Annotated in this window: 19 protein-coding genes; 6 read left to right on the forward strand and 13 right to left on the reverse strand. The window is 65.2% G+C overall.

The window, feature by feature from the left end; translation table 11 throughout:
- Window positions 1-164: 164 nt before the first annotated feature.
- Window positions 165-881: a peroxiredoxin-like family protein gene (locus HZZ16_RS05410; protein ID WP_197947478.1), complete on the reverse strand. Its 717-nt coding sequence runs from the start codon at window positions 879-881 to the stop codon at window positions 165-167.
- A gap of 260 nt (window positions 882-1141) precedes the next feature.
- On the opposite strand from HZZ16_RS05410, the gene HZZ16_RS05415 reads away from it, so the two are divergent.
- Both HZZ16_RS05415 and HZZ16_RS05420 read left to right on the forward strand, forming a co-directional pair.
- Entirely contained in the window at window positions 1142-1621 is a 480-nt protein-coding gene (locus HZZ16_RS05415) for a cupin domain-containing protein (protein WP_197947479.1), read from the forward strand.
- Between the two features lie 112 nt (window positions 1622-1733).
- Window positions 1734-2936, forward strand: coding sequence for an MFS transporter (locus HZZ16_RS05420; protein ID WP_197947480.1), 1203 nt, complete (start codon window positions 1734-1736; stop codon window positions 2934-2936).
- Here HZZ16_RS05420 and ccoS read toward each other — a convergent pair.
- The 10 genes from ccoS to HZZ16_RS05470 all read right to left on the reverse strand — a co-directional run bounded on the left by ccoS (window position 2933) and on the right by HZZ16_RS05470 (window position 12369).
- The gene (ccoS, locus tag HZZ16_RS05425) at window positions 2933-3100 is read right to left on the reverse strand and encodes a cbb3-type cytochrome oxidase assembly protein CcoS (protein ID WP_197947481.1); all 168 of its coding nucleotides are present in this window, start codon (window positions 3098-3100) and stop codon (window positions 2933-2935) included. The two genes, HZZ16_RS05420 and ccoS, sit on opposite strands and share 4 nt — an antisense overlap.
- Window positions 3100-5289 (reverse strand): cation-translocating P-type ATPase, encoded by a 2190-nt coding sequence (locus HZZ16_RS05430; protein WP_197947482.1) that lies wholly within the window; start codon window positions 5287-5289, stop codon window positions 3100-3102. Before HZZ16_RS05430 ends, ccoS begins: the two co-directional genes overlap by 1 nt.
- Before the next feature lie 11 nt (window positions 5290-5300).
- Window positions 5301-5786, reverse strand: coding sequence for a FixH family protein (locus HZZ16_RS05435; protein ID WP_197947483.1), 486 nt, complete (start codon window positions 5784-5786; stop codon window positions 5301-5303).
- 15 nt (window positions 5787-5801) lie between these two features.
- Window positions 5802-7268, reverse strand: a complete 1467-nt coding sequence (ccoG, locus tag HZZ16_RS05440; RefSeq protein WP_197947484.1) for a cytochrome c oxidase accessory protein CcoG — start codon at window positions 7266-7268, stop codon at window positions 5802-5804.
- 121 nt (window positions 7269-7389) lie between these two features.
- Complete coding sequence (gene ccoP / locus HZZ16_RS05445; RefSeq protein WP_197947485.1) at window positions 7390-8265, reverse strand: cytochrome-c oxidase, cbb3-type subunit III; 876 nt, start codon at window positions 8263-8265, stop codon at window positions 7390-7392.
- Between the two features lie 6 nt (window positions 8266-8271).
- The gene (locus HZZ16_RS05450; RefSeq protein ID WP_172783919.1) at window positions 8272-8436 is read right to left on the reverse strand and encodes a cbb3-type cytochrome oxidase subunit 3; all 165 of its coding nucleotides are present in this window, start codon (window positions 8434-8436) and stop codon (window positions 8272-8274) included.
- 13 nt (window positions 8437-8449) lie between these two features.
- Window positions 8450-9184 carry a cytochrome-c oxidase, cbb3-type subunit II gene (gene ccoO / locus HZZ16_RS05455; protein ID WP_197947486.1) on the reverse strand — a complete coding sequence of 245 codons (735 nt, stop codon included), beginning with the start codon at window positions 9182-9184 and terminating at the stop codon, window positions 8450-8452.
- Between the two features lie 12 nt (window positions 9185-9196).
- Entirely contained in the window at window positions 9197-10846 is a 1650-nt protein-coding gene (ccoN, locus tag HZZ16_RS05460; protein ID WP_197947487.1) for a cytochrome-c oxidase, cbb3-type subunit I, read from the reverse strand.
- Window positions 10847-11070: 224 nt separating this feature from the next.
- Window positions 11071-11496, reverse strand: a complete 426-nt coding sequence (locus HZZ16_RS05465) for a CBS domain-containing protein (protein WP_197947488.1) — start codon at window positions 11494-11496, stop codon at window positions 11071-11073.
- A gap of 39 nt (window positions 11497-11535) precedes the next feature.
- Window positions 11536-12369: a universal stress protein gene (locus tag HZZ16_RS05470; protein WP_197947489.1), complete on the reverse strand. Its 834-nt coding sequence runs from the start codon at window positions 12367-12369 to the stop codon at window positions 11536-11538.
- 217 nt (window positions 12370-12586) lie between these two features.
- Between HZZ16_RS05470 and fixL the strand changes: the two genes are divergently transcribed.
- The 4 genes from fixL to HZZ16_RS05490 all read left to right on the forward strand — a co-directional run bounded on the left by fixL (window position 12587) and on the right by HZZ16_RS05490 (window position 15986).
- Window positions 12587-14104, forward strand: a complete 1518-nt coding sequence (gene fixL, locus HZZ16_RS05475) for a sensor protein FixL (protein ID WP_197947490.1) — start codon at window positions 12587-12589, stop codon at window positions 14102-14104.
- 3 nt (window positions 14105-14107) lie between these two features.
- Window positions 14108-14725 carry a response regulator FixJ gene (fixJ, locus tag HZZ16_RS05480; RefSeq protein WP_197947491.1) on the forward strand — a complete coding sequence of 206 codons (618 nt, stop codon included), beginning with the start codon at window positions 14108-14110 and terminating at the stop codon, window positions 14723-14725.
- Window positions 14726-14768: 43 nt separating this feature from the next.
- A complete protein-coding gene (locus tag HZZ16_RS05485) occupies window positions 14769-15185 on the forward strand; it encodes a response regulator transcription factor (RefSeq protein WP_197947492.1) in 417 nt (138 codons plus the stop codon).
- Window positions 15186-15287: 102 nt separating this feature from the next.
- A complete protein-coding gene (locus HZZ16_RS05490) occupies window positions 15288-15986 on the forward strand; it encodes a helix-turn-helix domain-containing protein (RefSeq protein ID WP_197947493.1) in 699 nt (232 codons plus the stop codon).
- Window positions 15987-16029: 43 nt separating this feature from the next.
- Here the strand turns inward: HZZ16_RS05490 and HZZ16_RS05495 are convergent, their stop codons facing one another.
- Complete coding sequence (locus HZZ16_RS05495; protein ID WP_197947494.1) at window positions 16030-17343, reverse strand: MFS transporter; 1314 nt, start codon at window positions 17341-17343, stop codon at window positions 16030-16032.
- Between the two features lie 23 nt (window positions 17344-17366).
- Window positions 17367-17888 (reverse strand): PRC-barrel domain-containing protein, encoded by a 522-nt coding sequence (locus HZZ16_RS05500; RefSeq protein ID WP_197947495.1) that lies wholly within the window; start codon window positions 17886-17888, stop codon window positions 17367-17369.
- Window positions 17889-17900: the final 12 nt, after the last annotated feature.

Raw genomic sequence — 17900 nt, forward strand, 5'->3', positions numbered from 1 at the left:
CCTCGGCCCTTGTGGGAGAGGGCAGCGACGCTGGCAGACGCAGACTCGCTTGGGTGAGGGGTATGTCTCCGCGAGCATCAGTGCATGCGGATCGATACCCCTCATCCGGCGCGCTCCGCGCGCCACCTTCTCCCGCAAGGGGAGAAGGAAGAAAGTGAGGGCGTTCAATTCTCCCGGCTCGCGCGCTCCAGCGCTTCGATCAAATCGTCGATCTCCATGCGCTTGCGGAAATCCGGATCGACGAAGCGGGCCTTCACGATGCCGTCCCGTCCGACCACGAAAACGGCCGGGATCGGCAGCATCCAGCCGTCATTGCCGTGGAATTTCGCCATGTCCTGATAGGATAGCAATTGCTGGATCTCGGCGCCGAGCCAGATCGCGAGGTTGAGCGACAGCGCATAGCCGTTGTCGAGATCCGTCAGGATCGGAAACGGCGCGCCGGATTCGGCCCTGAGCTGCCCGGTATATTCCTGCGTCTCCGGCACGATCGCGACGACCTGCGCCCCCATCGCCTTGATCCGGTCCAGCGCCTGGACCACGGCGCGGACATTGAGCCGGCAATAGGGACACCAATGACCGCGGAAGAACATCACCGCGACGGGGCCCCCCTCCAGCAGCGAGGGCAGCGACACGAGACGCCCACCCTCGTCGGGCAGCATGAACGGCGGCATCGGATCACCCGGCCGCGGCGCGGTCTCGCCGCCGCCGTTGTCGTTCAATCGCGCGACCAGGCGATCGACCGCCTCGCCATAGGCCGGAAAGACCTTGCGGCTCGCATCGGCATAGGCGCGGAGCTGTTCGTTCAGCGTGCTGTCCATGTCGCGGCACCGCTGGAACGCGAGCCTGAGCTGTTCGGCGTCGGCTGGCGAGAGAGAGGTCATCTTCCTGCTCCGGCTTTCCTCGAGGGCGAATTCTAATTCCCCGGTTCGGGCGCCCGCAAGGGGCGAGCCGCCATCGGACGCCGGATGCTGCGAAAGCGGAAATGCCGATGCCCAATCGGTTCGATAGCTGCCGCGTATCGGCATAGCGCGGGCCTATCGCATCGAAAGCAAGTCGGCATTTCAGGATGGAGAGGGTCTCGACCAAGCTCCTGCCATAGCCCGCGGGCATCAGGGCTCGCGGCCAACAGAGGAGACTTTCCATGTCTAGCCATCTCACAATGTCGCGCGTGGTTTGGACAAGCGTTGCCGTTCTCGGCGCGCTGACATTTGCGACGCCGGTTTTCGCCGGCGAATGTCCGGCCGGCAAGACCAAACCGAATGCGCAGCCGATGGTCGACTACAAGCCGGTCGGCGTCACCGACGTGACGCTCGGTGCGATCGATCTCGGCAAGCAGCCCGCCCATATCGAGGGCCGCGAGCTGCGCTTTCGCAAGCTGACCATCGCGCCCGGCGGCATCGTGCCCTGGCACAGCCACGACGACCGCCCTGCCCTGATCTTCGTGCAGCAGGGCGAGATCGTCGAATACGCCTCCAACTGCGTCGACCCGATCGTGCACAAGGCCGGCGACATTCGCCCCGAAGTCCACGGCACCTCGCATTGGTGGAAGAACCTCGGCAAGGAGACGGTCATTCTCTATGTCGGCGACGTCCGCAAGGATCCCAACGATAAGCACATGTGACGGCTTTTGGTAGCAAGTCATTCCGGGGCGCGAAGCGAACCCGGAATCTCGAGATTCCGGGTCTGGCGCTGACGCACCAGCCCGGAATGACAGATCTGCGGAGCGCAACGACATGACCGATCTTTCCGCGTCGATCAAACCGGCTGCGACGACGATGGAAGCGCACTCGCCGGGTCTGGCGTTTCGCTCGCTCGTGATCGGCCTCACCGCATTCCTGACGGTCGTCGATCTCTTCGCGACGCAGGCGATCCTGCCCTCGCTGACACGGCACTACGGCGTTACACCCGCAGCGATGGGCTTCGCCGTCAACGCCAGCACCTTCGGCATGGCCGCAGCCAGCCTCGTCGTCGGCTTCTTCAGCCCGCGTATCGACCGGCGAACGGGCATCCTGCTGAGCCTGGCCCTGCTTGCGATCCCCACCAGCCTGCTTGCTGTCGCGCCTAATCTTGCCATCTTCACCGCATTGCGGGTCGCGCAGGGCCTGTGCATGGCGTCAGCCTTCGCGCTCACCCTCGCCTATCTCGGCGAGCAATGCAGCGCCATGGACGCCGGCGGCGCCTTTGCCGCCTACATCACCGGCAATGTCGCCAGCAATCTCGTCGGCCGGCTGATCTCGGCCGCATTGGCCGATGGCCTCGGCCTCGCCTGGAACTTCTATTTCTTCGCGGCGCTCAATCTTGCCGGCGCGGCGCTGGTCTATTTCACCGTCAACCGCGTGCGGCCGATGCATGCGATGATGCCGCCGGCTTCGCCGCTCGCCGCCACCATCGCGCACTGGCGCAATCCGCAGCTGCGCGCCGCTTTCGGCATCGGCTTCTGCATCCTGTTCGCCTTCATCGGCACCTTCACCTACGTCAATTTCGTGCTGGTGCGGCCGCCGCTGTCGCTTCGTATGATGGATCTCGGCCTCGTCTATTTCGTCTTCCTGCCGTCGGTCGTCACGACGCTTCTGGCTGGCAAGGTGGCCGCACGGCTGGGAACGCGGCCCACGATCTGGAGCGCGCTCGCTGTCGCCGGGCTCGGCCTGCCCTTGATGCTGGCGCCGCGTCTGGGCGAAGTGCTCGCCGGCATGGTCCTGGTCGGCGTCGGCACATTCTTCGCACAGGCCGCCGCGACGGGTTTCGTCGGACAGGCCGCAGCCGACAATCGCGGCATCGCCAGCGGGACCTATCTTGCGTGCTACTTCTGCGGCGGACTGGTCGGTACGGCCGTGCTCGGGCGCCTGTTCGACGCTTTCGGATGGCAGGCGTGCACATTCGGCGTGGGCGCGGCGCTCGCGGCCGCAGCCCTGCTCACATTCGCTCTGAAACGCTAGCGTTTCAGAGGCGCTTCCTGCGGCGGCTCGTCGTCGGCGATCGCGCGCCAGGCGGCGCCGTCGAGATCGTCGTACTGGCCGCTTCTGAGCGACCAGAGGAAAGCAACGAGACCGGCACCTCCGAGCATCAAGGCCAGCGGGACCAGGATGACCAGGATCTCCATCACACGATCTCCCGCGAGGCGCTGCGGGCGCGCAGCGAGTTCAGCATCACCAGGATCGACGAACCGCTCATGGCGGCAGCCGCGATCAGGGGCGTCACGACGCCGCTGATCGCAACCGGCACCGCGAGCACATTGTAGCCGATCGCAAGCCAGAGGTTCTGCCGCATCAAATGCAGCGCCTTGCGCGAGGCGTCGATGGCGGAGACGACAGGAGCCAACGGTCGGCCGAGGAAGACGAGATCGGCGGTGGCCTGGCTGAGATGCGCGGCCGAAATCGGCGACATCGAGACATGGGCCGCCGCAAGCGAGGGCGCATCGTTCATGCCGTCGCCGACCATCAGCACTTTCGTGCCGCGCCGTTTCAGCTCCTCGACCCGCGCGATCTTGTCGGCCGGGGTGACGCCGGCGCGCCACTCGGGGATGTCGAGCGCTTGGGCCGCGGCCTTCACCGCCGGCTCGCGATCGCCGGAGAGAATCTCGATGCCGATATCGCGCGCCTTCAGAGCCGCGATCACCGCCTTGGCATCGGGCCGCAGGCCCTGGCGAACCGAGAGGATGAACCTGTCGCTGCCCTTGCTGAACGCGACGACGGAGGCTTCGGGATCGAGCGCGGCGCTGCCGACCAGCGCCTCGGCGCCACAGAAGGAGGGACGGCCGAGGCGAAGCTCGAGGCCGTCGACGGTCGCACGGACCCCCTGCCCGGCCTCCTCCACCGCACTGAGGATCGGAGACTTCGCACCGGCAGCTTGAGCGACAGCGGCTGCCACGGGATGATGGCTCGACAGTGCGAGCCGGCCGGCGAGCTCGAAGACATCGGCGGGGATGTTGGCCGCATTCATCACCTGGAGATCGGGCAGCGTCAGCGTGCCGGTCTTGTCGAAGATCACATGGTCGGCTTCGGCCAGCCGCTCGATCGCATCACCCGCATTGAGCAACACCCCGGCCTTGAACATCGCACCCGAGGCCACCGTCTGCACCGTCGGGATCGCAAGCCCGAGCGCGCAGGGACAGGTGATGATCAGCACGGCGACGCCGGTCACGATCGCATCGTGCCAGCTCGCACCGGCGACGACCCAGCCGAGGATGGTCAGGAGCGCGGTCGCATGCACCACCGGCGCATAGAGCCGCGAGGCCCGATCGGCGAGGCGCATGTAGCGCGACCGCGCCTGGAGCGCGTTATCGAGCAGCCGTGTGATCTCGGCGAGCAGCGTCGCCTCGGAGGCGGCCGAGACCCGCACCCGCAAGCTGCCCGAGATGTTCATCGATCCCGCATAGACCGCCGTACCCTGCTCGGCCGTGACATAGAGCGTTTCGCCAGTGATCAGGCTCTGGTCGATCTCGGAACGGCCTTCGATCACGGTGCCGTCGACCGCGCAGCGCTCGCCGGGCCTGAGCAGCACGATGTCGCCGGGATTGATCGCCGCCACCGGCACCTGCGAGATCTCGTCGGGCCCGATGAGCTTCGCCGCCGTCTCCGCCTTCAGCGCGGCGAGATTGCCGGCGACCGCGCGGGTCCGCCGCCGCATGTTCTGGTCGAGGAAGCGGCCGACCAAGAGGAAGGTCAGCAGCATGATCGCCGCATCGAAGTAAGCATGCTCGGCGTGGTGGATAGTCTCGACCACGGACATGCCGAGCGCCAGGATCACGCCGATCGAGATCGGCACGTCCATGTTGGTGGTCTTCGCCGACAGCGCGCGCCAGGCCGAGCGGAAGAACGGCTGGCCGGCATAGGCCGCCGCCGGCAGCGCGATCAGCGCCGACAGCCAGTGGAAGAAATCGCGCTGCTCCGGCAGCATGTCCGAGACATTGCCCGACCATACCGGGATCGACAGCATCATCACGTTCATGGTGGCGAAGGCCGCAACGCCGAGGCAGCGCAGCAGGAAGCGGGATGCGGCGACCTCGGCGACCTCCGCGCTCTCGGTCTCGAACGGATAGGCCTTGTAGCCGAGCTCCTCGAGGCGATCGATGAAGCGGCCGGGGTCGAGCGTGCCCGCCTTCCATTCCAGCGCGACGCGGCGATCGGTGAGGTTGACGCGGGCCAGGGTGACGTCGGGGATGGCCGAGAGCCCGCGCTCGATCTTGGCCATGCAGCCGGCGCAGTGGACGCCCTCGACGGCGAGATCAATGTGCCGGAGACCCTCGTCCGCGTCGCGGACGTAATGAGAGAAATCGCGCGTGACTTGCATGACGGAATCCTTCAGTTCAGGATCACGCGGTTGCGCGACATGAACACGCGCGTCCCTCGCGTCTCGCCCTCGATCACCAGGTCCCATTGGCCCGGCGCGACGGACGCCGCGCTGCCGCGATAGAGACCGCTGCCGGCTTCGGTGAGCTCGACCGCGAGGTCGGCGCGCTTGTCGGTCGGCCGCTCCAGCCGGCCGCCGAACTTCAGCCCGGAGATCGGCTGGCCGCCGGCATCGCGGGCCTCGACCTGGACCGAGGCGCCGCCGTCATTGCGGCGCTCGATATGGGCGTTGACCTTCCATTTGCGCGCGGCCTGGTCCTGCGCCGCCGAGATCTCGCGCTCGTAGGTCAGGCCCGCGGCATAGGGGCTGTCGACGTCGGTGCCGGGCAGCGTCGCGATCGCGAGCTTCATCATGGTCGCGTTGACGCCGATCACGAGGCCGAAGAAGGCGACCAGCATCAGGAAGACTTTTGTTCCGGTCAGCGGCTTGGAAGCCATGATAGTCTCCTGCATCTACGGCACGACGAAATTGTCGGTGGCGCTTGCGGCGACGCCCAGTCCGATATCCATGACGTGGAAGCGGACCGGAATCGACTTCTCTGAATTGTTCTCGGCCGGCGCCGTGACGAGCAGCCGCAGCTCGCTGGTGGAGTCGCGCGGGATCACGATGATAGGCCGGTCCGGCGTCGCCGAATCGACGCCGACGACGTGCATCATGGGATTGACCGGTCCCTCGACGTCGATGGCAATGGCGCGGTCATAGCCGCTCTTGTTCAGCAGCCGCACCGTATAGGCGTTGCGGATCGAGCCGTCGCTGAGCTTGACCGCGACCGGATTGCGGTCGTGCAGCACATTGACGTCGAGCAGGCTGCGGGTCGCCAGCGTGTAGATCATGATGCCGCCGACCGCGGCGATGATCGCGCTGTAGACGATGGTGCGGGCGCGGACGATCCGGTAGATCGGCGCCTTGCCTTCCTGGCGGCGGTGGATGTTGATGTCGTTGTCGTAGCCGATCAGCCGCTTCGGCCGGCCGATCTTCGTCATCACATTGTCGCAGGCGTCGATGCAGAGTCCGCACTGGATGCATTCCATCTGCGGTCCGTTGCGGATGTCGATGCCGGTCGGGCAGACCGCGACGCACTGGTAGCAGTCGACACAATCGCCGACCTGCTGGCCGAGGGCGCGCAACTCGGCGGCCTTCTTCACCGAGGTGCGCTTCTCGCCGCGGTCGTAGCGATAGGTGACGTTGAGCGCCCATTCGTCGGTGAGCGCAGCCTGGATGCGCGGCCACGGGCACATATAGGTGCAGACCTGCTCGCGCATGAAACCGGCAAGCAGATAGGTCGTCGTGGTGAGGATGCCGATCCAGATATAGGCGATCATCGGCGCCTGGAAGGTGACGAGCTCCTTCACCAGGGTCGGCGCGTCGTTGAAGTAGAGCACCCAGGCGCCGCCGGTCCACCAGGCGATCATGAGCCAGATCGAATGTTTGAGTACGATCTCGGAGATGCGCTCGAGCTTCATCGGATCGCTCGAGGCATCTTTCTTCATGCGCTCGCGCCGGTCGCCCTCGATCAGGCGTTCGACCGCATAGAACAGGTCGGTCCACACCGTCTGCGGACAGAGATAGCCGCACCAGATCCGGCCGCCGACGGAGTTCATCAGGAACAGCGCCACCGCGGCGACGATCAACAGGCCGGTGAAGTAATAGACCTCCTGCGGCCACAGCTCGATGAAGAAGAAATAGAAGCGGCTGTTGGGAAGATCGATCAGCACCGCCTGGCTCGGCGCGCCGAGACCGCGATTCCAGCGCACGAAGGGCAGGAAATAATAGACGCCGAGGCAGACCGCCATCAGGGTCCATTTGATTCGGCGGAACGTGCCCGAGACGCTCTGCGGATAGACCTTCTTGCGGGCCGCATAGAGCGGCCCGACGTCGTCCGCGGGTTTCAGTTCGTTCGGATTGACGGTCTTGTTCATCGCCTCGCGCTTCTTCAAAGGTGCGATTGAACCTAGACCCGGCACCGCCGCGCGGGTTGATCCAACGCAAACGGGGGCGCTTTTCTTCGCCCCCGCCGGAAGTCGTCGGTCGCGGATCGGCCTATTTGCCGCCGCCCAGCGAGTGGACGTAGACCGCCATCGCCTTGATGGTGGCGGGATCGAGCCGGCCTTCCCAGGCCGGCATCACGCCGGCGCGGCCCTGGCCGATGGTCTCGATCAGGCTCGCCTCGTCGGAGCCGTAGAGCCAGATCTTGTCGGTCAGATCAGGTGCGCCCATCTCCTGGTTGCCCTTGCCGGCGTCGCCATGGCAGGCGGCGCAATTCTCCGCGAAGATCTTCTGGCCCTTGGCGGCGTCATAGCCGTTGCGGGTGGACAAGCCCGACAGCGACCGCACGTAATTGGCGACCGTGACGATCTCGTCGCCCTTCAGCACGCCGTCCTTGCCGAAGGCGAGCATCTGGCCCTCATGGGTCTTGGCATGGCCCGACCGCACGCCGAACTGGATGGTCTGCATGATCTGATCGAGCGTGCCGCCCCACAGCCATTCGTCGTCGTTCAGGTTGGGATAGCCTTTGGACCCCGTCGCACCCGTGCCGTGGCACGGCGCGCAATTGTCGCCGAACACGGTCTTGCCCTTGGCGCGGGCGAGCGCCAGCAGAGCCGGGTCCTTCTCGATGTCGGCGAGCGAGGCCGTGCCCAGCGCCGCCATCTTGTCACCCCGGATCTTCTCGAGGTTGGCAAGCTCGACCGCGACGTCGGCGCGCGAGGAATAGCCGAACAGGCCGGTGGTATTGTTTTGGATCAGCGGCCAGGCCGGATAGACGATCCAGTAGCCGATCGCCCAGACGATGGTGAGATAGAAGGTGATCACCCACCACCGCGGCAGCGGCGTGTTGAGCTCCTTGATGCCGTCCCACTCGTGTCCGGTCGTGGACTTGCCGGAGACGGAATCGATGTCGCTAGAATGATCGGTCATGGTTTCTCACTCCTCCCGCAAGGGCAGGTGCGCTGCCTTGTCGAACGCAGCCTTGTTACGGGGCCAAAATGCGTAGGCGATGATCGCGAGGAAGATCGCGACGAACGCCGGTGTCCAGATCGTGGTCACGAGATCGGACGCAAGATTATGGACGGTCAGGATGGCTTTCATCGTTCATGCCTTCTCAGCGAAGATTGGCTTTCTCGTTGTAGATCTTGAAGTCGACCAGCGTGCCGAGCATCTGCAGGTACGCAACCAGCGCGTCCATCTCGGTCGGCGTGCCGGCCTTGCCGTCGAAATTGCGTACGACGGCCTTGGCGTAGCGCTTGGTGAAGGCGTCCGCGCCGGCATTGTCCGGGTCGGCCTGGGCCTTCAGGTCGGCGGCGGCATTGACGAGCTGCTCGTCGCTATAGGGCACCCCGACGGTCCTGAGCGCGCGCATGTCGCCGGCGATCGCATCCGGGTCGACCTCGGTCTTGCTGAGGAACGGATAGCCGGGCATCACCGACTGCGGCACGATCGCCCGCGGGTTGGTCAGATGGGTGACGTGCCAGTCGTCGGAATATTTGGCGCCGACACGGGCGAGATCCGGGCCGGTGCGCTTGGAGCCCCACTGGAACGGGTGATCGTACATGCTCTCGGCGGCTAGCGAGAAGTGGCCGTAGCGCTCGACCTCGTCGCGCAAGGGCCGGACCATCTGCGAGTGGCAGAGATAGCAGCCCTCGCGGACGTAGACGTTGCGCCCCGCGAGCTCGAGCGGCGTGTAGGGCCTGACCCCGTCGACCTTCTCGATCGTGCTCTTGAGGTAGAACAGCGGGGTGATCTCGACGAGACCACCGACCGCGATCACCAGCAGGATGCCGACGATCAGGATGATCGAGTTCTTCTCGAAGATTTGGTGGCGTGTCCAGAACGACATTGCTTGAGCTCCTCATTCCGCCGGCTGAAGAGCGACGGGCATCTGGACTTCCTGCTCGCCGACGCGAACCGTCATCCAGAGATTGTAGGCCATGATCAGCGAGCCGATCAGGAACAGGCCGCCGCCTGTGGCGCGGATGATGTAGAAGGGATGCATCGCTTCGACGGTCTCGATAAAGGAATATTCGAGGAAGCCGAGCGAGGTGTAGGCGCGCCACATCAGGCCCTGGAGGATGCCGGACACCCACATCGCCGAGATGTAGAGAACGATGCCGAGGGTGGCGACCCAGAAGTGCCAGTTGACGAGCTTGAGGCTGTAGAGGCCCTTGCGATTCCAGGCCCACGGCACCAGGCAATACAGCGCGCCGAAGGAGACGAAGCCGACCCAGCCGAGCGCGCCGGAATGCACGTGGCCGATGGTCCAGTCGGTGTAGTGGCTGAGCGAGTTGACCACCTTGATCGACATCATCGGACCCTCGAACGTCGACATGCCGTAGAAGGCGACCGAGACGACGAGCATGCGCAGCACGGGATCGGTACGCAGCTTGTCCCAGGCTCCCGACAGCGTCATCAGGCCGTTGATCATGCCGCCCCAGGAGGGCATCCACAGCATCACCGAGAACGTCATGCCGAGCGTCTGCGTCCAGTCCGGCAGCGCCGTGTAGTGCAGATGGTGCGGGCCGGCCCAGATGTAGAGGAAGATCAGCGCCCAGAAGTGGATGATCGACAGCCGATAGGAATAGATCGGCCGCTCCGCGCGCTTCGGGATGAAGTAGTACATGATCGCCAGGAAGCCTGCGGTCAGGAAGAAGCCGACCGCGTTGTGGCCGTACCACCACTGGAACATGGCGTCCTGAATGCCGCCCCAGGCGATGTAGGACTTGGAGCCGAACACGGAGACGGGCAGCGCGGGATTGTTGCCGAGATGCAGCACCGCGATCGTCACGATGAAAGCGAGATAGAACCAGTTCGCGACGAAGATGTGCGGTTCCTTGCGCTTGATGACGGTGACGAGGAAGACCAGCAGATAGACCACCCAGACGATGGTCAGCCAGAGGTCCGAGTACCATTCGGGCTCGGCGTATTCCTTGCCCTGCGTGACGCCGAGCAGATAGCCGGTGCCCGCGATCAGGATGAAGAAGTTGTAGCCGAGCACGACGAACCACGGCGCGAGATCGCCGGCAAGGCGCGCGCGGCAGGACTTCTGCACCACATAGAAGGAGGTCGCGATCAACACGTTGCCGCCGAAGGCGAAGATCACGGCGGAGGTGTGCAGCGGCCGCAGGCGGCCGAAGCTGATCCAGGGCAGGTCGAAATTCAGCGCGGGCCAGGCCAGCTGCGAGGCGATGATGAGGCCGACGAGGAATCCGGCAATGCCCCAGAACATCGCCATGAAGGAGGCGAACTTGATCGGCCCCATGTTGTAGTTCGGGCGGCCGTTGATTTCCTGGGGCGGCAACGCCGCCGGCCGCTCGAAGTAGCGGTTGACGATGAAGAACACCGCAGCCACGCTCGCCGCCGCGCTGAGCGCGGCGTGGAATGCGAACGGCGCATCGAGCGCCTTGGCCGAGGCGATCACGCAGAGGAAAGCGGTGACTGCGAATACGACAGCCAAGCCGCTTTCACCGATGGTCATGGATTTTGAGATGGAGGGCTGGCTCATGCGGATTCTCTCTGAAAGAACACGCTGCCAGAAACCACATTCACCCTCGCGACGAATTGATTGAAATCAAGATGGATGGATTTCTGTTGATGTGTGAGGCCAGCTGAGGTGCCTTCTCCCCCCGCGCGCGCAGCGCCATCGCACGTGAAGAGCTTGGTCCTGCGGTCACATCCTTCGAGACACCTCCGTGAAATCACGGAGGTTGGAACCGAAAGATCCAGACATCACTCCCGCGCCGTCGCCTTGAGCGCCGCGATGACGTCCTCGCGCGCGATGATGCCGACCAGCTTCTGTGTGCCGTCGAGCACGATGATGCTCCTGATGCGGTGCTCGACCATGATCTGGAGCACGCGTGTCAGCCGCGTGTCGGGGCTGACATAGATGAACTCGGGCGTCATGACGTCGCCGATCTTGCGGCTCATCAGGTCGTCGTAGCGCGGCAACATCTGGCTCGGCGTGAAGGCGAAGCACTTCAGGATGTCGAACTTGGTGACGATGCCGACCACCTGCCCATCGTCTTCGACCGGATAGGAATTGAAATCGTCGGTCTCGAACATCTCGCTGAGCTGGAACAAGTCGAGGTCGCGCTGCACCGTCTTGACGTTGCGCGTCATGTAGCCGTCGACGGTCTGTTCAAGAAACTGGTACACGGCGCGTCCTCCTCAATTCCTCAACTGGCCGGCCGGTGGTCAGTGCGACAGCAGCACACTACGCGCGGTTTGCGTCACCAGATATTGCGTGACGCCTCCGAGGATCAGTTCGCGAAATCTCGAATGACCATAGGCGCCCGCGACGATCAGGCCCGCGCCGACGTCGGCGGCGACTTTCTCCAACCGCGCAGCAGCGGTTTCGTTTCCTGCGGCCTCGAGAACGCGCGCAGTCGCGGTGACGCCGTGACGGCCGAGCCAGGCGGCAACGTCGCTGACACCGGCCATCACGGCCGAACGGTCGTCGCCCCGCTCCGGGGTTTCCACGATGGTGACGTCCTTCGCCTTGTGCAGCATCGGCAGCGCGCCGGCCACTGCCCGCCGCGCCTCCGGCGAGTCCTTCCACGCCACCAGCACGTTGCGCAGGTCGAGCCAGTTGGCCCGGTCGGGAACGACGAGAAGCGGGCGGCCGGCCTGCATCATCAGGTCCTTGGGGCTCGCCAGCGAGAAAGCATCGGAGAAGGCCGGGCTGTGGCCACCGCTGACGAGGATGTCCGCGCAACGCGCCTGCGCCGCCACGAAGCGCGCCGGATAATCAATGGCGCTGCGCCACTCCGCGTGTCCGCCGCGATTTTTTACGGCCGCGCGGAATTGCATTTCGAGGCCGGCCAGCCGCCGCTTGATCGAAGCTTCACCCTCGTCGATCAGCGCTTGCGCCTCTGCGCCGTCGGTGAAATAGAGCGGCGGGGCGAACTGCGCCGCAGCGACCCCAACGATGGCCGCCTCAAATCGTTCGGCGAGTTCGCCTGCGACCTGAAGACGCGCTTCGTTGGGCTGATCGAGCGCCAGGCTGACCATGACGGTCGCGTATGTCATCGGGATCTCCAGCATTGCAGAATTCTTTCGAATCCTAGACCTGCTGCCGGGCAACAGGCTGAGCTAGATCAAATCGAGCGCTTGTGCCGGCCGCTTGCCGATCCGAGGGCAATCCGCCAGTGGATTCAACGTCCGTGCTTGCCTCCGGCCAAGCCTTGGGCGACATTGCCGGAGCGGTAAGAGCATCCTGCGGATCCGCCGAGAAGAGGAGCAAAGCTTGACGCCGACCCGCGTGACCCATCCGGCAGACGATGGTCGGGGCGAGCATTTCCGGGTCCGCATCGAGGGATTCGGGGTCGGCACCTGGGACCTCGACCTGCAGACCCGCAAACTCGAATGGTCGGACACGGCCAGGCAGCTGTTTGGCCTGCGGCCGGACCAGGGCGTCAGCTACGATCTCTTTCTTTCCCTCTTGGAGCCGGGCGATCGGGACCACCTCCTGAAGGCGATCGGGCGCGCATCGGAAGGCGGCGGGGGTCTCGACCTGTCCTTCAAGATCGGCGGCGCGTCCGGAAACGGTCAATGGATCCGGGCCAGGGCCGGTGTGATCCGGGACGAGACGGGCACGCCGCATCACCTCAGCGGGATATTCCTCGACATCAACGAGGAGAAGCAGCTCGAGGAGGACCTTCGGTCCCAGGAGAATCATCTTCGCTCGATTCTCGAAACCGTGCCCGATGCCATGATCGTCATCGATTCACGCGGCATCATGCAGCTCTTCAGCAGCGCCGCGGAGCGGCTGTTCGGCTACAGCAGGCAGGAAGCGATCGGTCGGAACGTGAGCATTCTCATGCCGGAGCCCGACCAGTCGCGTCACGACAGCTATCTCGAGCGCTATCTCAGGACCAATGATCCGCACATCATCGGCATCGGCCGGATCGTGACGGGCAAACGCCGCGACGGCACGACGTTCCCGATGCACCTGTCCGTCGGGAAGACGCAACGCGCGGGCGAGCCCTATTTCACCGGCTTCGTGCGCGACCTCACCGAGCATCAGCAGACCCAGGCGCGGCTCCAGGAGCTGCAATCCGAGCTCGTGCACGTGTCGCGGTTGACCGCGATGGGCGAGATGGCTTCCGCGCTCGCCCACGAGCTCAACCAGCCGTTGGCGGCGATCAGCAATTACATGAAGGGATCGCGGCGCCTCCTCGCCGGCAGCACCGATCCGAACATGCCGAAGGTCGAAAGCGCGCTGGACCGGGCCGCGGAGCAGGCCTTGCGCGCCGGCCAGATCATCCGCCGCCTGCGCGACTTCGTCTCCCGCGGCGAGTCCGAGAAGCGGGTCGAGAGCCTGTCCAAGCTGATCGAGGAAGCCGGCGCGCTCGGGCTAGCCGGCGCGCGCGAGCAGAACGTGCAGCTCCGCTTCAGCCTCGATCCCGACGCCGACCTCGTTCTCGCCGACCGGGTGCAGATTCAGCAGGTGCTGGTCAACCTGTTCCGCAACGCGCTCGAGGCGATGGCGCAGTCGCAGCGCCGCGAGCTCGTCGTCGCCAACACCCGTGTCGGCGACGGCATGATCGAGGTGGAGGTCTCCGACACTGGCATCGGCTTCCGGGAAGACGTCATTCCAAACCTGTTCCAGACCTTCTTCACCACCAAAGACACCGGCATGGGCGTGGGACTCTCCATCAGCCGCTCGATCATCGAGGCCCATGGCGGCCGCCTGTGGGCCGAGAGCAACGCAGCGGGCGGAGCGACGTTTCGCTTCACCCTGCCGGCAACTGACGAGAGCTGATCCATGACGACCAAGGGAAACGTTTACGTCATCGACGACGACGCGGCGATGCGGGACTCGCTGAACTTCCTGCTGGATTCCGCCGGCTTCGCCGTCACCCTGTTCGACGACGCGCTCGCCTTTCTCGGAGTCCTGCCCGGCCTCCGTTTCGGCTGCGTCGTCTCCGACGTGCGCATGCCCGGCCTCGACGGCATCGAGCTCTTGAAGCGGATGAAGGCGCAGCAAAGCCCGTTCCCTATTCTGATCATGACCGGTCATGGCGACGTGCCGCTGGCGGTCGAGGCGATGAAGCTCGGGGCGATCGACTTCCTGGAAAAACCATTCGATGACGACCGTCTCACCGCCATGATCGAGTCGGCGCTCCGCCAGGCCGAGCCCGCCGCCAAGAACGAAGCCGTCGCGCAAGACATCGCTGCCCGCGTCGCATCCTTGAGCCCGCGGGAGCGCCAGGTCATGGAGGGGCTGGTCGCGGGCCTGTCCAACAAGCTGATCGCCCGCGAATACGACATCAGCCCGCGGACCATCGAAGTCTACCGGGCCAACGTCATGACAAAGATGCAAGCGAGCAGCCTATCGGAACTGGTTCGCCTCGCGATGCGCGCCGGCATGCTCAACGATTGAGGCAGGTCAAGGCGGCTTCACGGCGCCATGCTAGCGAGACAGCATGGTTGATGTCAGCCCACATCGTGCGCGGCCGTCGTCCTCCCCACAACCCACCGTCTTTGTGGTCGACGATGATGCCGCAGTCCTCGGATCGCTGCGGTTCCTGCTGGAGACCGACGGCTTCGCCGTGCGGACCTTCAGGAGCGGCATGGCCTTGCTCAATCTCGGCGCCGCGCCCGGGCCGGACTGCTACGTCATCGACTACAAGATGCCCGACATCAACGGCATCGACCTGACCGGCCGGCTGCGCAAATCCCACCGCGACGCGCCCGTGATCCTGATCACCGGCTATCCCGACGAGAACATCTCGGCCCGGGCCGCAACGGCGGGCATCAAGGAAGTGGTCCTAAAGCCGCTTCTGGACGAAAACCTCGTCAAGTGCATCCGCCACGCCATCAAGGACCGGCCCCCCGCCTGACCTACGGGATTCTACGTAAGGCAACCCCCTTAAGATATCTCGCGAATTTTCGAAGCACCCGGTACCGCGTAGGAAAGCGTCATCACAACGGAGATGGCGCAGATGCTGACCCAGACGCTCAACACCCAGGCGATCAACACCCAAGTCGGTGGCAAGATTGCTCCTGCCCATCCCGTTACCGACCAGTTCGGCGCCATCGCCGGTCATATCGGCCTGGTCGCCACCGAGTTCTCCTACGGCAAGGACGAGGAGATCTACGGCGAGGACGAGGCGGCCGAATATGTCTATCAGGTTGTCACCGGCGCGGTGCGCAGCTACAAGCTTCTCTCCGACGGTCGCCGCCAGATCGGCGCCTTCCATCTTCCCGGCGACGTGTTCGGCCTCGAATCCGGTCCCATTCACCGCCTCGCCGCTGAAGCCATCATCGACACTACCGTGCGCCTCGTGAAGCGCGTCAGCCTGGAAGAGGCGGCCGGCACCGACGTGCAGGTCGCCCGCAAGCTCTGGGCCATGACCGCCGGCGAGCTGCGCCATGCCGAGGATCACATGCTGCTGCTGGGCCGCAAGACTGCGATGGAGCGCGTTGCGACCTTCCTGCTCGAAATGGACCGCCGCCTCGCCGTCGCCGGCATGATGGCGCTGCCCATGTGCCGCCGCGACATCGGCGACTATCTCGGCCTTACTTTGGAGACCGTGTCGCGCGCGCTGTCGCAGCTTCACGCTCAGGGCATTCTCGGTTTTTCCGGTGCCCGCCAGATCGTGCTGCGCAACCGCCAGCGCCTGCACAATCTCGACGCCTGATCCTTAATCTTCCTCCCCACCACTTCGGGCCGGCTGACTCCGTTTAGCCGGCCATTTCTTTGGTGGCGGTCAGACCCGTGCGCCGCGTCTCCGGCATCACAAAGAGGATCAGCAGGAGTCCCGCTGCGGCAACACCGGACAGCCCGATGAATGCGGTGGCATTGCCGAATTTGTCGCTGACATAGCCGCCAAGCACCGTGCTCAGCGACGCGCCGATACCCATCGCGGTGCCGACGATCCCCTGCGCCAGATTGAAATGCCCGCTGCCGAAGGCGACGTCGGCAACGATCAGCGGAATCATCACCGCGAAGACCGCCGCGGTGATGCCGTCGAACACCTGCACCGCGACCAGCAGATAGGGATCGCGCACGGTCGCAAACAACAGGCCGCGAATCGCCAGTGCGCCGAATCCGATCAGCAGCAGCGGCCGCCGGCCCCAGGCTTGCGCCTTTCGCCCGACCATCGGCGACAGCAGCGCCACGATCGCTTGCGGAACGACGATGCAAAAGGCGACGAGCACGGTCGCCCATTGGCTCGACCGCGCCGTCACCACGCTCGCCATCAGCGGCATCATCGCGGCATTCGCGAGCTGCAGCAGCAGCACGCTGAGCGCGAACACGATGAGCGGGCGTTGCCGGATCAGGTGCCAGATATTGGGGTCGCCGCGGTCGGCGGCTTCAGGCGGCATCTCGCCGTGACAGCGCCTGATGTCGACCTCGTTCTCGCGGATGCGCGACAGCGCGATCAGGGTCGGGATCGCGAGCAGGAAGGTGACCAGGAAGACCGAGCGGCTCGACAACAGATAGCCGGCGGTGCCCATCACTGCCGCCGCGACGCCGTTGCCGAGCGAGGCGAAACGCGCGTTGCGGCCGAGCCGTTCGCCGATCGCGAGCGGACCGACGAGGCCGAGGCTGATCGCCGCGATCGCCGGCCCGAGCACACAGCTCGCCATCGCATGCAGCGTGGCGGCGGTGACCACGACGGGGAAGATCGGCATCGCCGCATAGGCCAGCGCGCAGGCGCCGATGGTCGCGATCGCGAGGGCGGCAACGAGGCGCTCCGATTTCGCGGCATCGATGATCGCGCCGCCCGGCATCTGGCCGATCAGGGCGACGATGCCGCCGATCGACAGCACGAGCCCGATCTCGACCTGGGTCCATTTCTGCGTCGTCAGATAGACCGCGATGAAGGGACCGAATCCAGTCTGCACGTCGGCGAGGAAGAAGATGAACCAGTCGAGGCCGCGCAGGCTCTGCCGCGACGGTGCCGGAATGCCCGCAGCCGCCGGCTCCGCGACGTTGTCCTGCTCGACGACGCCGCCGCGATCCGCATGGTTCGGCTTCCTCGACAACAGCACGGGCGGTCAGCCCTCCCTGCACCTCACTGAATCGCTTGCAGCGGCTGAAGGCTGCCGGACGCACCGAGCACGACGATCGGCGTGTCCTCCTTGTATTCCGGTGCGGCCGCGACCTGCGCCTTGGTCAATTCCAGCGTAATGCTGTCTTTCTTGTTGGCGATCTTGCCGAAGCGCAGCGCGTTCCAGTCGACGACGATCTTGCGGCTGCCGACGCCGAGGAAGCCGCCGAAATCGATCGCCGCAGCGCGGACATGGCCGGTGCGATCGACGATGACGTCGACGATGCGCCCCATGTCCTCGCCGGCGGCGCTGCGAACGTCGCGGCCGAGAACGCCGTGGGCCTCGCTCGCGCCGATGATGGTCACCGATGGCGGCGGCGCGGCGTCCTTGGGCGTGACGGGCACGGTGGAAGCCGGCGGTTGCACACTTGCCGGTGCCTTTGCTTCGCTCGGGGATGCAGGCGGCTCCTCGGCCGCGCGCGATCCGGCGACCGTCAAGCCTGCGACGATCGCCACGCCCAGGACCAATCTTCCGATCGCACGCATGACCTCCTCCTC

The organism is Bradyrhizobium glycinis (genome assembly GCF_016031655.1).
Classification (GTDB): Bacteria; Pseudomonadota; Alphaproteobacteria; order Rhizobiales; family Xanthobacteraceae; genus Bradyrhizobium; species Bradyrhizobium glycinis.